Annotated in this window: 13 protein-coding genes; 9 read left to right on the top strand and 4 right to left on the bottom strand. The window is 57.5% G+C overall.

Translation table 11 applies throughout. The annotated features are described in order from the left end of the window. The first annotated feature begins 100 nt into the window (after window positions 1-100). The 8 genes from ABIE13_RS10510 (at window position 101) to ABIE13_RS10475 (ending at window position 9,066) form a co-directional block, all read left to right on the top strand. The gene (locus tag ABIE13_RS10510; protein WP_354443696.1) at window positions 101-1,693 is read left to right on the top strand and encodes an ABC transporter substrate-binding protein; all 1,593 of its coding nucleotides are present in this window, start codon (window positions 101-103) and stop codon (window positions 1,691-1,693) included. Window positions 1,694-1,775: 82 nt separating this feature from the next. Continuing rightward, on the top strand, window positions 1,776-2,729 hold the full coding sequence (locus ABIE13_RS10505) for an ABC transporter permease (protein ID WP_354443096.1): 954 nt from the start codon (window positions 1,776-1,778) through the stop codon (window positions 2,727-2,729). Between the two features lie 26 nt (window positions 2,730-2,755). Further along, on the top strand, window positions 2,756-3,649 hold the full coding sequence (locus ABIE13_RS10500; protein WP_354443095.1) for an ABC transporter permease: 894 nt from the start codon (window positions 2,756-2,758) through the stop codon (window positions 3,647-3,649). A gap of 5 nt (window positions 3,650-3,654) precedes the next feature. Continuing rightward, window positions 3,655-4,716: an ABC transporter ATP-binding protein gene (locus ABIE13_RS10495; protein WP_354443094.1), complete on the top strand. Its 1,062-nt coding sequence runs from the start codon at window positions 3,655-3,657 to the stop codon at window positions 4,714-4,716. Continuing rightward, complete coding sequence (locus ABIE13_RS10490; protein WP_354443093.1) at window positions 4,713-5,744, top strand: ABC transporter ATP-binding protein; 1,032 nt, start codon at window positions 4,713-4,715, stop codon at window positions 5,742-5,744. The genes ABIE13_RS10495 and ABIE13_RS10490 overlap by 4 nt, the downstream gene beginning before the upstream one ends. A gap of 338 nt (window positions 5,745-6,082) precedes the next feature. Then, complete coding sequence (locus ABIE13_RS10485; RefSeq protein WP_354443092.1) at window positions 6,083-7,096, top strand: hypothetical protein; 1,014 nt, start codon at window positions 6,083-6,085, stop codon at window positions 7,094-7,096. 147 nt (window positions 7,097-7,243) lie between these two features. Then, on the top strand, window positions 7,244-8,125 hold the full coding sequence (locus ABIE13_RS10480) for a hypothetical protein (RefSeq protein WP_354443091.1): 882 nt from the start codon (window positions 7,244-7,246) through the stop codon (window positions 8,123-8,125). 92 nt (window positions 8,126-8,217) lie between these two features. Further along, a complete protein-coding gene (locus tag ABIE13_RS10475; protein ID WP_354443090.1) occupies window positions 8,218-9,066 on the top strand; it encodes a PA4780 family RIO1-like protein kinase in 849 nt (282 codons plus the stop codon). Window positions 9,067-9,136: 70 nt separating this feature from the next. On the opposite strand, the gene ABIE13_RS10470 is transcribed toward ABIE13_RS10475, so the two are convergent. Both ABIE13_RS10470 and ABIE13_RS10465 read right to left on the bottom strand, forming a co-directional pair. Next, the gene (locus tag ABIE13_RS10470; protein ID WP_354443089.1) at window positions 9,137-10,096 is read right to left on the bottom strand and encodes a D-2-hydroxyacid dehydrogenase; all 960 of its coding nucleotides are present in this window, start codon (window positions 10,094-10,096) and stop codon (window positions 9,137-9,139) included. A gap of 71 nt (window positions 10,097-10,167) precedes the next feature. After that, window positions 10,168-11,322: a mandelate racemase/muconate lactonizing enzyme family protein gene (locus ABIE13_RS10465; RefSeq protein ID WP_354443088.1), complete on the bottom strand. Its 1,155-nt coding sequence runs from the start codon at window positions 11,320-11,322 to the stop codon at window positions 10,168-10,170. A 209-nt stretch (window positions 11,323-11,531) separates the two neighbouring features. Between ABIE13_RS10465 and ABIE13_RS10460 the strand changes: the two genes are divergently transcribed. After that, window positions 11,532-12,221, top strand: a complete 690-nt coding sequence (locus tag ABIE13_RS10460) for a GntR family transcriptional regulator (RefSeq protein WP_354443087.1) — start codon at window positions 11,532-11,534, stop codon at window positions 12,219-12,221. 73 nt (window positions 12,222-12,294) lie between these two features. Here ABIE13_RS10460 and ABIE13_RS10455 read toward each other — a convergent pair whose 3' ends face one another. Together ABIE13_RS10455 and ABIE13_RS10450 are read right to left on the bottom strand one after the other, a co-directional pair. Continuing rightward, window positions 12,295-13,263: a Bug family tripartite tricarboxylate transporter substrate binding protein gene (locus tag ABIE13_RS10455; RefSeq protein WP_354443086.1), complete on the bottom strand. Its 969-nt coding sequence runs from the start codon at window positions 13,261-13,263 to the stop codon at window positions 12,295-12,297. Between the two features lie 59 nt (window positions 13,264-13,322). Further along, window positions 13,323-14,249: an alpha/beta hydrolase gene (locus ABIE13_RS10450; protein WP_354443085.1), complete on the bottom strand. Its 927-nt coding sequence runs from the start codon at window positions 14,247-14,249 to the stop codon at window positions 13,323-13,325. Window positions 14,250-14,282 lie beyond the last annotated feature (33 nt).

Raw genomic sequence — 14,282 nt, 5'->3', positions numbered from 1 at the left:
TTCTTCCACGTTCTCCAGGAGCACTCAAGTGAACTCTATTCCTTCTCGCCTACCCCTGAAGTCCGTCGCCGCCGGCGCTGCGATCTGCTTGCTTTCTTTGATGAATGCCGCGCACGCTCAGGAGAAAACCTTGCGTATTGCCATGACGGTAGGCGATGTCCCTCGCACTGTGGGCCAACCTGATCAGGGTCTGGAAGGAACGCGGTTCACCGGCATCCCGATGTATGACGCGCTGACTCAATGGGACCTGTCCAAGGCAGATGGTCCCAGCCTTCTGATTCCGGCCCTGTCCACGAGCTGGCAGGTCGACGCCAAAGACAAGACCAAGTGGGTGTTCAAACTGCGCCCAGGCGTGTCGTTCCACGATGGCTCCACCTTCAACGCTGATGCCGTGGTCTGGAACGTTCAAAAGGTGCTGGACAAGTCCGCGGCGCATTTTGATGCCAGTCAGGTGGGCGTGACCACGTCACGCATCCCTACGCTGGTCTCCGCCCGAAAGATCGACGACATGACCGTTGAGTTGACCACGAGCGAGCCAGACTCGTTCTTGCCGATGAACCTGATCAACCTGTTCATGGCGTCCCCCACGCATTGGGCGGCCAAGCTCAAAGGCGTGCCTGCCAGCGTGTCTGATCCAGCGGAGCGCTCCAAGCAAGCCTGGGCCGCCTTTGCGGCAGATGCTTCTGGTACCGGGCCTTTCAAGATGACGAGACTGGTTCCACGCGAACGTCTCGAACTGGTGGCCAACAAGAAATACTGGGACCCCAAACGCACACCCAAGCTCGATAAGGTTGTGCTCCTGCCTATGCCTGAAGCCAATGCGCGCACGGCCGCGCTACTGGGCAATCAAGTGGATTGGATCGAAGCGCCCTCACCGGATTCCATCCCCATGATCAAGCAGCGTGGGTTCGTGATCCATTCCAATGCGCAACCGCACGTGTGGCCGTGGCAACTCTCCATGGTCCCAGGATCCCCGTGGGCGGACAAACGTGTACGCCATGCGGCCAATCTTTGCGTGGATCGTGCAGGTATGAAGTCCATGCTCGGGGGCATGATGGCCGAGCCCAAAGGGGTCGTTCCACCTGGACACCCATGGTGGGGGAATCCAAAATTTGACATCAAGTACGACGTCAAGGCAGCGCAGGCATTGATGCAGCAGGCCGGCCACTCCGCTGCCAAGCCGCTGAAGGTCAAGGTGCAGATTTCCGCTTCTGGTTCTGGACAGATGCAACCTCTGCCGATGAACGAAGCGGTACAGCAATCACTCAAACAGTGCTACTTCGATGTGGAGTTCGATGTGGTCGAATGGAACACGTTGTCCACCAACTGGCGCCTTGGTCCCAAGGACAATTCTGCGCACGGCTCCAACGCCATCAACGTCAGCTTCTCGGCCATGGATCCATTCTTCGGCCTGGTGCGGTTCGCATCTTCAAAGACCGTGCCACCGCTTTCCAACAACTGGGGCTACTACGGCAATGCCGAAGTCGACAAGCTGGTGGCTGACGCGCGCACTTCGTTCGACGATAAGTCCCGTGATGCCGCCCTGGGCCGGCTTCATGCGCGCATGGTGGAGGACGCACCCTTTATCTTCGTAGCTCACGATGTCGGCCCCCGCGCCATGTCATCGAAGGTGAAGAACGTCGTGCAGCCGCGCAGCTGGTACATCGACATCGCCACAATGACCAAAGACTAAAACTTCAAGCACAGGGCGGTGCCGCGGCGGACTCAATCAGAGCGCCTGCGGCCCGTCCATCCCACGCTCTTTCAGCTTTCCTATGTTCGCCTACATCCTGCGCCGTCTCGTTCATGCGATGCCCACCATCGTGGGTGTTGCATTGGTCTGCTTTGCGCTGGTGCACCTGGCACCGGGCGATCCGCTGGTGGCCGTTCTTCCGCCGGACGCCACGGCAGAACTGCAGGCGCAGCTGCGCGAACTCTATGGTTTCAATCGCAGCTTGCCGGAGCAGTTCTTCAGCTGGATCTGGCGCGCCCTGCAAGGGGATCTGGGCACCTCCATTGCCACGAGCCGGCCCGTAGTCGATGAGGTCATCACAGCAGTGGGCCACACGCTGCGCCTGGCCGTGGTTGCCATGGCTATTGGTTTCACTCTTGGCTGCCTGTTCGGCTTTGTGGCAGGCTACTTCCGCAACTCATGGGTCGACCGGGCGGCATCTGTCGTGTCTGTGCTCGGCGTATCGGTACCGCACTACTGGCTGGGCATGGTGATGGTGATTGTGTTTTCGTCGCTCCTGGGTTGGCTGCCGGCCTCAGGTGCCGGCTCACCGGGTGCGGGCGAATCCCGATGGAGCCTGGAGCAAATGAAGTTCATGGTGCTGCCGGCCTTGACCATGGCCGTCATTCCCATGGGCATTGTGGCGCGCACTGTGCGTGCTCTGGTGGCTGACATCCTGGCGCAGGAATTCGTCGTGGGACTGCGCGCAAAAGGGCTGACAGACTTCGGCATCTTCTGCCACGTGGTCAAGAACGCTGCGCCCACGGCGCTCGCCGTGATGGGCCTGCAACTGGGTTACCTGCTCGGCGGCTCCATCTTGATCGAGACCGTTTTCAACTGGCCTGGAACCGGTTTCTTGCTGAACGCCGCCATCTTCCAGCGCGATCTGCCACTGCTGCAAGGCACGATCCTGGTGTTGGCCATGTTCTTTGTGGTGTTGAACCTGCTGGTGGACATTCTGCAAACCTTGCTCGATCCCCGGATCGAGCGCGCTTGATCAATGAATCGAAGGAGCACATAGAGATGAGTACCCTGCTCTCTTCTTCCGCTGCGCTGCCCGCGACCCCGCTCACACGCGGACGCGGCTACTGGGCATCCGTATGGCTCAGGTTGAAGCGCGACCCTGTGGCCATAGGCGCTGCGGTGATGGTGCTGCTGCTGATCGCCCTGGCCGTGTTCGGGCCCTGGCTTGCGCCGGCCGATCCCTATCAAGCCTCCATGCTGAAGCGCCTCAAGCCCATCGGCACCGAGGGGCACCTGCTTGGGACCGATGAGTTGGGCCGTGACCTGCTGTCGCGACTGATTGTGGGAGCGCGGCTGTCGCTCTTCATCGGCATCACGCCTGTCCTCTGCGCATTCGTGATCGGATCTGCCATCGGCATCACCGCTGGCTATGCAGGCGGTGCGGTCAACAGCGTGATCATGAGAACGGTGGATGTCTTCTACGCCTTTCCCTCTGTATTGCTGGCCATTGCGCTTTCTGGCGCGCTCGGCGCTGGCGTCTTGAATTCGCTGATCTCTTTGACCGTCGTGTTCATTCCGCAGATTGCGCGCATCGCCGAGACGGTGACTACACAGGTGCGCGGCCGCGATTACGTGGAAGCGGCGCGTGCCACCGGCGCAGGGCCTTTTCTCATTGTGCGTGAACACGTGCTCGGCAATGTCCTGGGGCCGATCTTCGTGTATTCGACCAGTTTGATTGCTGTATCCATGATTCTGGCCTCCGGTCTGTCCTTTCTCGGCATGGGTGTCAAACCTCCAGAGCCGGAATGGGGTCTGATGCTCAATACGCTGCGCACAGCGATCTACGTGCAGCCCTGGGTCGCCGCCTTGCCGGGGCTGATGATCTTCATCACGTCGATTTCCTTCAATCTTCTGTCTGATGGCCTGCGTGCGGCCATGGACAACAAAGGGTAGGTCGTATGTCGATTGAAACATTGGCCTCTGCAGTAGCCCAGTCCTCGGCCGTCCGAACCGAAGATCAAACCCGGCCACTGCTGCAAGTGAGCGGATTGAAAAAGCACTTCGCTTTGTCCAAGGGCAAGTCCTTGTTTGGCGGACCAGCCAAGGTCGTGCGCGCGGTGGACGGCGTGGACTTCGAGGTCATGAAAGGCGAAACACTGGGTGTGGTGGGCGAGTCCGGCTGTGGCAAGTCGACCACCGCCCGGCTGCTGATGCAACTGATTGACCCGAGTGCAGGCGAAGTGGTGTTTGACGGCCATGTCGTGGGCAGCCGCGAGTTGCCGCTCAAGGAGTTTCGGCGCCAGGTGCAGATGGTGTTCCAGGATAGCTACGCATCCTTGAACCCGCGGTTGACGATAGAAGACTCGATAGCCTTTGGCCCGCGTGTGCACGGCGTGTCCGCACGTGAAGCTACGGTGCGTGCGCACGACCTGCTGGCGCGAGTGGGCCTGGAGCCGGGTCGCTTTGCTGAGCGCTATCCCCACGAGCTCTCCGGTGGCCAACGCCAGCGTGTGAACATTGCCCGCGCACTGGCGTTGCAGCCGCGCATGGTCATTCTCGACGAAGCCGTGTCCGCGCTGGACAAGTCTGTGGAGGCGCAGGTGCTCAACCTGCTGCTGGATCTCAAGGCCGAGTTCGGCCTGACTTATGTCTTCATCAGCCACGATCTCAACGTCGTGCGTTTCATCAGCGACCGCGTCATGGTCATGTACCTGGGCAAGGTTGCTGAGGTTGGCCCTTCGGAAGCGCTGTTCGAGAGTCCTGCGCATCCCTACACCCACGCGCTGCTGTCATCCATGCCTTCTATGGATCCTGACCATCGCACCGAAGAGGTCCCGCTGTCTGGTGATCCACCCAACCCCATCGACCCGCCTGGCGGCTGCCGGTTTCACCCACGCTGTGCCCATGCGGCGCTGGTGTGTTCGAGCATCGAGCCACCTCGTGTGCTGCGTGCGCAGCAGTCGGTCGCCTGTTTGATTCACCAGCGTGGTAGCGGCCATCCAGAGGCGCTACCGGCATGAACGCGCAAGGAGTGGCCTTGAATACTGAGGCAGAACCTCTCATCCGCCTGAGCGATTTGCACGTCACCTTCACGGGCGGGCGCAAGCCGGTGCACGCCGTCAATGGCGTCAGCCTTGACGTCCACCAGGGTGAAGTTGTCGCGTTGATCGGTGAATCGGGCTCCGGCAAAAGCGTGACCATGCGCACGCTTTTGCGCCTGCATCCGCCACGCCGCAGCCAGGTAACGGGCCAGGTGCGCGTCGCTGGCCGGGACGTGCTGGCCATGTCGGCGCGCGAGTTGGCCGACTACCGGGGCAAATTCGTCTCCATGATTTTCCAGGAGCCGCTGCTGGCGCTGGACCCGGTCTATCCTGTGGGTGCTCAAATCGTGGAAACCATACGCCGACATGAGCCCGTGTCCAAGGCACAAGCGCAGCGGCGTGCGTTGGAGTTGTTCGAACGTGTACGCATTCCGAGCCCGGAACGGCGGTTGCAGGCCTATCCGCATGAGATGTCCGGAGGCATGCGCCAGCGCGCCATGATTGCGTTGGCCCTGGCTTGCCGGCCGCAAGTGCTGCTGGCCGACGAACCGACGACGGCGCTTGATGCCACGGTACAGATCCAGATCCTGCTGCTGCTGCGCGAACTGCAGCGGGATCTGGGCTTGTCAGTCCTGTTTGTCACGCACGACATCGGCGCAGCTGTTGAAGTGGCTGATCGCATTGCCGTGATGTACGCCGGGCGCATTGTGGAGCAGGGAACGGCACGCGAGTTGATCCGCGCGCCACGCCATCCCTACACAGTGGCCTTGCTCAAAAGCCGGGCCCATGGTGCCTTGGCTCCAGGCAGTCGGCTCGAAACCATTGGCGGCGCGCCGCCAGACCTGGCCGCATTGCCTGAGGGCTGTGCCTTCGCTGAGCGGTGCAGCTGGGCGCAGGATCGCTGCCGCCAATCTCAGCCGGCGGCCGTGCATCTGTCGCCTAAGCACTGGGCGCGCTGTTGGCGTACAGACGCTGTGGCAGAGATCGGACCGATCGCAGTGGGTTGATGCAGAACCGTCAGTTGGCCGCAACTGGCGTGTCTGGTGGGTAATTCCTGGCAGGTCGCCTGAGGGTGGCTGCGACCTGCGAGAAAAACGGGTCAGCACTGACGCGCGGGAAAACAGTCCCGATGGAACCATGCGCTCGCATTGGTTACTCACAAGTGCAAACGGCACGCTGAGCCCTCGTTTTCCTTTTTTGGAAACGAGGGCTCAGCGTGCTGTCACTTTTCATGCGCCGCCTTGACGCTTCCGAGAACGACAGCGCGGGGGTTGTGACAGCGGTCTCTGTCCCTTCGTTCGAGGGAACGGTTGCAGGGCTCCCCAACTCTTTTTCTGAGAAATATATGCCTGATTTTGACACTGGTATTCGCGCTATGCCATTTTCGCGGAATCGTATGTATTCAAGAAGTGCTGAGATCGCGGCTGCTTTCCCGGAAATTCAGGTGAGAATTGCAGTGGGCGAAGCAGGTGGAAACCGGGATTCGTTGTTGAACGAGTCGTCAGATTCCAGAGACGCCCTTGCTCAGAAAATAGCAGCTTTTCAGTGGGTGGAAAGTTATGAGTCAAAAGATGAAAAGTTTATGGCTATTCAAAAGGGCTTTGAGGTAATGAGGAAGTGGAAAACGGTTCTGTTTTTCCAAGCTTTGCAGCAGATTTTTTCCCAGAACGAGAATGACTTTCTAACTTCCATGTGGTGCACTGCATTGAGGCTGCAGGAGGTGGAAGAAATTCGTGCGCTCTTCCTTCTGGCCGAGGGTCGTTATCTGGAGCGTTTCTCGGGATTCATTGAAAACGCTCAGGATATCAAAGGTCTGATATTTACCTGGGATGAACTGAAGGTCATGGAAGAGGCCAGGGACTCGCTGTTGGGCAAGGAGCTGCTGTGGGAAATGGTATTGGATATCTATGAAGATGCCAAAAGTCGAGAGGAACAATGGTATGAGCCTTGGGATTACTTTCAAGGGATGAAAGGCCTGAAAATCCAGGACGATCTACCCGATAGAAAGGGTCAAGCCTGGACAAACATGTTTTTTAACCATGTGCAGGGCACCAGCACGGTTAGCCAGAGTGGACTTCTTTTCTGGGGTGAATTTCTCTCTACTTCTCAGCGTCCAGTCTCCGTAACCATAGTGGATTCTCTTCCAGAGCCTATAAATCCCGTGGTCGATCGAAATCCTGGTCTCAAGGGAAGCTTGACTCAACTGCGGCAAGCAGCCGATGCAAGGTGGGCTGCGCCCAGTCATGCTTTGAATCAGAGACCGGTGGCCGCATCGCCGACGGAGACGGACGTTTCAGCCTCTGCAGAACCTGAGTGGGATGAATTGGAAGAATTCATCCCTCCTTGGCGTTGGTTCTAGAGACCCGCTTCATTGTCCACACTTCAATCGTGTCGCCACTGCCGTCGTTCTGCTTGGGCGTCAGGATCGGCATACGGGGCGAAGCGAGTATTCTCAACTTCCAACATCGATGTACGCCTATTCAATAAAGAATTATCTAGAAAAGACATGCCCCCTCTTGACCCTCAAGTTGGCTCCTTTCCGCTTTCTCAAAACGCTCGATTTCCTACACCAGTTGGAAAGGTATCTTCAACTCCCAGGGTGTCAATAAACCAGGGCCCGAGTTTGTCGCCATCTCTGTCCGAGAGTGGAGAATTATCCGAGATCGAAGAACTCAAGTCTAATTTCGAAGTCTTGCGAAAAATGAAATGCGTGTTTGACAATTACGCGATGGTGGCGAATTTTTCATGGGATGAGGTCATGCGACTGAATGGCTATGCTATGGAATTGAATGACAGTCAAGCCAACACAGATGTCAGTGAGCTGTTCAGCTTGGCAACTGAAAGATATAAAAGAGAAGTCTGGGGAGACGCATTCACTAATCGTCACGGGCTAATTTTTACTAGGTACGAGCTGACGGTATTGCGTGAGTGCCGGATAAAATTAATGGGAGAGACCGAGCTTCTGGAAGGAGTTTCCAGAATATACGGAAAATTGAAGGATCATCTGGCGACTTCGACCGAGGAAGCAGTGCGATCATTCAAATTGGTTGAGAAACCACCCATCGAAATTCGAGATGAATCTCCTGCAAAAAATTACCCTGCTCAATGGTTGGTAAAAACGAGTTGTATTTCAGATTCCATGAGCTTGGCCATAAGCGATGTATTGTTCTGGATGGAATACAGCGCATACGATAGACAAAAAAAACAGTTATGTATCGTCCTCGTTGAGGATATGGACGACACCAAGGCGCTTGTGGCGCTGAACAATGTGCGAGACAGCATCAAGGAGCAGAGCGTTCACCGGCTCGAGCGTGACAGGCTGGCGCGCCATCGCATGAAGTCACGGCTTCCTCTGGCTTGCTACCTCCCTGAGACTGAAGACGCCTGACAGGACGCGCTTGAGGCAGTGCTTTGACGCGCGGGATTGCATCCACGCAAGCTCTGAACTTGGATCATGACCGGTAGAGCAGAATAGCCCCCATGAAAACACCGCCAAGATTGCAACCGCTGGTCGAAGAAGGCCTTATCGATACCGTGGTGCGCCAGCTGATGAGCGGCAAGGAAGCGATGGTCTACGTCGTGCGCTGTGGGGAGGACACCCTTTGCGCCAAGATCTACAAGGAAGCCACCCATCGCAGCTTCCGCCAGGCCGTGGACTACACAGAGAACCGCCGAGTCAAGAACTCACGTTCTGCCCGTGCCATGGCCAAGGGCAGCAAGTTTGGCCGCCAAGAGCAGGAAGCCGCCTGGCAAAGTGCGGAGGTTGACGCGCTCTACCGGCTGGCTGCAGCAGGCGTGCGGGTGCCTACACCCTACAACTTCTGCGACGGCGTGTTGCTCATGGAATTGGTGACAGATGCCGACGGTGATGCCGCCCCGCGTCTGAACGACGTGGTATTCAGCCCCGAAGACGCGATGCGGCACCATGCCACGCTGATCAAGGAAGTGGTTCGCATGCTGTGTGCCGGTGTAGTGCATGGCGACTTGTCCGAGTTCAACATCCTGCTCGCCTCAGACGGCCCCGTGGTGATTGATCTGCCACAGGCCGTTGACGCTGCAGGCAATAACCACGCCCAACGCATGCTGCTGCGCGACGTGAACAACCTGAAGAATTTCTTCGGTCAGTTCGCCCCTGCGCTGCTAAAAACCCGTTATGGCGAAGAAATCTGGAGCCTCTACCATAGCGGCGTGCTGTCAGTCGAATCGGTGCTGACGGGGCGCTTTGAACGCTCAAAAAAATCCGTGGACCTCGGGTCTGTACTGCGCGAAGTGGACGATGCCCGGGCAGAAGAGGCGGCGCGGCAGGTGCGAATGGGTGTACGCCAATAAGCTCGCCGGCAAGATCAGGCTGCTCGCCAAATAAGCCGGAATGCGCGCTACCTTGGCTGCTCGCGTCTCATCAGGGAGCAGGTAGCACGACATTCATGAGTTTTCTTCCCGCCATATAGTTTTCAATATTGGCCCGGCAAAGAGACATGAGCCTGTCAGTACCGATGCGGCTTTTGAATGCGGCCACGTGCGGGGTGATGATCACTTGCTTGAATTGCCACAAGGGATGATCGGGCCGCATTGGCTCGACCTCCATCACATCGAATCCGGCTCCTGCAATCCGTCCTTGCGCAAGGCTCTGCATCACGGCGGATTCATCCACAGTGTTTCCGCGCCCGACGTTGATGAACAAGGATGACGGCTTCATCTTTTCAAACCACGCGCTGTTGACCATCTTGTCTGTTTGAGCGGTCAAGGGCAATGCGGACACCAATACGTCCACCTTGGGCAGGGCCTCGAGTACATCGTCCACTGGCACCGTCTCGTCCGCGTATTCAAGCGTTCTCGGCGTTCTGGTGATGAAGAGCGCGCGGGCTCCGAAGACTTGCACCCGCTTTCCAATTTCCTGGCCTATGGCGCCTGCTCCCAGTATGCCGACCGTGGCGCCCTCCAGTGAGGACAGATAGGGCAGCACGGATGGCCGGTCCCACTTCGCGTTTTGCCGGTCACGCTCTGCGATATGAACTCCGCGCAGCAGACCCAGCATCAAGGCCAAGGCGTGTTCCGCGACGATAGGGGCCCAGGCGGACGCTGCGTTGGTAACCACCACGGAATCTGGCACGCCGTACTGCGTGCAGGCATCAAACCCGGTAGAGGACAGCTGTATCCAGCGAACCGGGGAGCCTTGCAGCGCGTCAGCGAACTGCTGGCTGTACAGCGGGTTGTTGAACATGAGGGCCGTGCTGTCTGCCGCAGCCTTTAGCAGCTCGTCCATGCTGTCGACTTCGCGAAGCTGAACTCCAGGGATGTCTTCGCAGAAACCCGCCAGGTTGCAACCCTGCAAGGCAGTCTTATGGTAGGTGATCAACATGTGAGGAACTCCAAAATTAGCGCTTGAAATGAGAGAGCTGTGCGCTGAAGGCGTTTCGGCTCCTGGGACCTTCAGCGAATCTCTGCCCAAAGGAAGGGGCTGACTCGCTCGCGGTCCAGTTCCACGCCCAGGCCAGGCCGGTCATTGAGCGGGAGCTTTCCATCTTTGATGTCGCGCTCCATGGGATTCGTCAGCACGTGAATATAGCCCTGGTTGTCAGAAAAGTACGGGTAGGTCTCCAGGCTCATGAAATTGGGCGAGCAGGCGGCTACCTGGGCTGAGACTGCGGTGGACAGTGTGCTGGCGCAGTTGTGAGGTGCAAACCGCATGTTGTAGGCCTCGGCCATGGCAGCGATTTTTCTGGTTTCGTACAGACCTCCTGTATTGCCCACGTCCGGCTGAACAATGGAGATGTTCTGAGGCTCCATGACCTTTCGGAATCCATGGCGCGTGTAGATTCGTTCCCCCGTAGCGATCGGAATGGAGACATGCTTGGCAACCTGAGCGAGCGCACCGACGTCAAACGCGTCGCCGGGCTCCTCAAGGAAGGCGATGTCCAGGTCTTCGTACTTCCTGCAAAGACGTATGGTCTCATCGGTGGTCAATGCCCCACTGAGATCGAGCATGATTTCAATGTCGGGCCCCACGACATCCCGGAGCACCTTGACGCGCTCATAGGCCAACGCCAGGAATTCGCGGTCTGCAGCGCGTCGGGTGATATGGGTGAGGGTTCGGTTGTGCGGAAGCGCCAGCGGATAGCACTTCAGGGCCTTGAATCCGTCCTTGAGGGGCCTTTCGGCCGCCTTGGCCCACGATAGGGCGTCAATCTCAAGGAAATTCCAACCGTTGGCGTAGACGGGCAGTTCGTCAAAAATCCTGCCTCCCAGAAGATCATAGACCGGCACGCCCAACATCTTGCCTTTGATATCCCAGAGGGCATGCTCAATGGCGCTGATGCCCGCAAAACTGATGGCACCTCCACCTTTGGTCCAGAAGCTGTGGTCATACATGGCCGACCAGAGCAACTCAATACGGCGCGGGTCCTGCCCCAGAATGAATCGCTCGCCCAGATCCTTGATCATCCCCGCTGCGGCGGTGGCACCGGCTCCGTAGGCGATGGTGGCTTCTCCAATGCCGCGGATGCCTTCTGAGGTCTCGACTTCCACGATGATGGGCCGAATATTGCCGCAGTCGATCAAAAAAACGTTCAGGCCAGTGACTTTCATTCCTGCTCCCTAGAAAGGATGGTTCAACAGATCTCATGGATTCAATGGCTTGAATTCTACTATTGTTGATTGTTGACAATCAACAATAAATTGACGATTTTCAGTTCGGTTTTTGACGCAAAGTGGGCAAGAACTTACAATGAGCAAGGAGGGCTTCCAGACACACAATGCAATGGATGGCCCGAAGAGCCACAACAGGAATCAAGCGAGTGCAGTCCATAAAAAAGCAGCCAGCGGGAACGCAGGCCACTGATGCTCTACGTGCCGAGATCATCAAGGGGCGCATCTTGCCGGGCACACGGCTCACCGAGGTGGTGCTCGCGGACCAATTCGAGGTTTCCAGAGGCACTGTCCGGGTCGCGCTTCAGCAGCTGTCCCAGGAAGGGTTGATCATTCAAGTCCCTTATACGGGCTGGATCGTGATTCCTATCTCTTCGCAGGATGCGTGGGAGCTCTACACCTTGCGTGCCGCCTTGGAGGCTTTGGCTGCCAAACTGGCAACGGAGCAGATGACGGAGTCCGGCAGAGTGGCTCTGCGAAAGTGCCTGGATGGTTTGGCAGAGGCGTGCGAGCAGAAGAACAGCAGGGCGGTGGCGGAAGCCGACTTCCGTTTGCACAAGACGATTATTTCGCTCGCCAAGCATGAGCGTCTGGCCAATCAATACCGTCTGGTTGAGCAGCAAGTTCGCATCTACATTGCGTCCAATGATGCTCTGACCGTCAACTACCAGAATACGATCAACTTCCACTCTCAGATCGTGGAAGCCATTTTGGCGGGTAACGCCGCAGAGGCCTCACGCCTGTCCGAAGAGCACAATACCCACGACGGAGAAAGATTCGTGCAGCATTTGCGGAAAATTGAGCAAATGACCAACCACACCAAAATCAGGGCGCTGTGAAATTCGAATGATCTCTATGCCTCGATTCGTGTTTGAAATCGAGGCACGGGGGGCGACAGGAAGGCGCTGATACTTATTGCGGTTTGATGCCCGCAGCATCAAATATGGGCTTCCACTTTCTGGCGTCTTCCCGCATCAGCTCGGCCACTTGATTCGGGCTGGTTCCTATGGGCTCCACGCCCAGATTCGACAAGCGCTCGACCACGTCAGGCTCTTTCAAAGCCCGGTTCATGCCTTCATTGACCTTGGCGATCACATTGGCCGGCACCCCTGCCGGGCCGAGGATGATCCAGTAGGCACCAAACGAATACCCTGGCACGGTTTCAGACACCGTAGGTACATCAGGCAGCGCTTGAGCTCGGGCGGAGCCGGTTGTTGCCAGCGCTTTCACCGAGCCTGCCTTGATGTGCGCGATGGCCTCGGGAATGATGTTGAAATTGGAATCAATCTGCCCGCCCATGAGGTCCGTGAGCGCCGGGACACCCCCTTTATAAGGAACGCCGAGGAGTTTGGTGTTCGTCATGTGTTCCAGCAGTGCCCCGCCCATCCAGGAGGAAGTCCCCAGACCCACGTGACCGTAAGACACTTTTTCCTTGCCAGTCTTGGCAGCGGCGATGAAGTCAGCCAGATTGGAATATTTGGAGTCCTTGTTGACCACCAGCACCAAGGACCCTCGGCCTAACTGTGTGACGGGTGAGAAATCCTTGAAGCTGTCATAGGCCAGGTCTTTGTACAGCAGGTGGTTGATGGGGTGGCCACTGGCGGTGATCAACATGGTGTAGCCGTCCGCTGGCTGGGTGGCTACATAGCGTGTCGCTACCTGGCCAGCAACGCCTGGCCTGTTCTCCACGATGACCTGCTGTCCCCAGTATTTGCTCAGCTTTTCGGCCATCACCCTTGCCAGAATATCGACCGTTCCACCGGGCGAATAAGGGCAGATGATTCGAACGGTTTTGGAGGGGAAGGTGTCGGCAACGGCTGCGCCCGTTGTGGCCGCGAAAGCGGTTAGAACTCCAACCAGAAATCTCAACGTCTTCGACATGTTTTCCTCCTAATGTTCGGTACTGGAAACTGAATTTTTGAGGCTGAGCCTCAAGCCGATCAGGAAACGAAGGGTCGCAAAAAGTCGGCGATCCGGTCCAGCTCGGCGGCTGCCGCTTGCGACTTGAAACGGGCACGGAAAAATCCGTGGATGAAGCCTCGGCATTCCCGGTAGACGCAGTCGTTGCCTTCTTCTACCAGCCGTTTCGCATATACACGCCCGTCGTCGCGAATGGGATCAAACTCGGCCGTCACGACATAGGCCGGGGCGAGGTTCGAAAAATCCTTGGCCAGCATGGGGCGTGCCCGGACGTCGTCAATCTCAAAGCTGCCGCCCAGATACTGTTTGCAATAGAACCGGTAGCGGTCCGTGGTCAAACCATAGCCCGTGGCATTGGCGTGATACGAATCCGTGTCTATGAATTCTCCGATGGCCGGATAGATGACGACTTGCGCAGCAACCTTGGGGCCTTCATGATCCCTTGTATGCACGGAAAGAGCCGCCGCCAGGTTACCGCCCGCGCTATCTCCTACCAAAACGATCTTCTTGGGATCGATGCCGAGAGCCGCAGCATTTTCATGGGCCCACTTCAACGCGCCGTGGCAATCGTTGAATGCTGCGGGAAAGACATCCTCGGGCGCGAGCCTATATCCGACTGAAATGACGGTGGAGTGGGTGACCTCACAAAGGCCCCAGGCCAGAGACTCGGAGGAATCAATATCGCCTTTGGTCCATCCCCCTCCATGCATATAGATGATGCAACCTTCATTCTTGCCGGCGGTTTTTCGATAGATCCTGACGGGAACCTTGGCGTCCGCCGTGGCGATCTCTTTGTCTTCGGTTGCGATATGGGAGGGAACGGGTTGTCCCACCTCGCGTGCGTAATCGTTCCAGGACCGACGTTCATCTTGAATGGAACTGCCGTAGGTGGTGGACTGCGCATTCAATAACGCACGCATATCGGGATGGAGCGAACCTTCTCTCACTATGTGCCTCCAGTGACTATCGTTGACGGGGTA

It is taken from the genome of Ottowia thiooxydans (assembly GCF_040548795.1).
GTDB classification, from domain to species: Bacteria; Pseudomonadota; Gammaproteobacteria; order Burkholderiales; family Burkholderiaceae_C; genus Ottowia; species Ottowia thiooxydans_A.
Note: the sequence above shows the minus strand (reverse complement) of the source record. Positions and strands in the feature narration are given on the sequence as shown.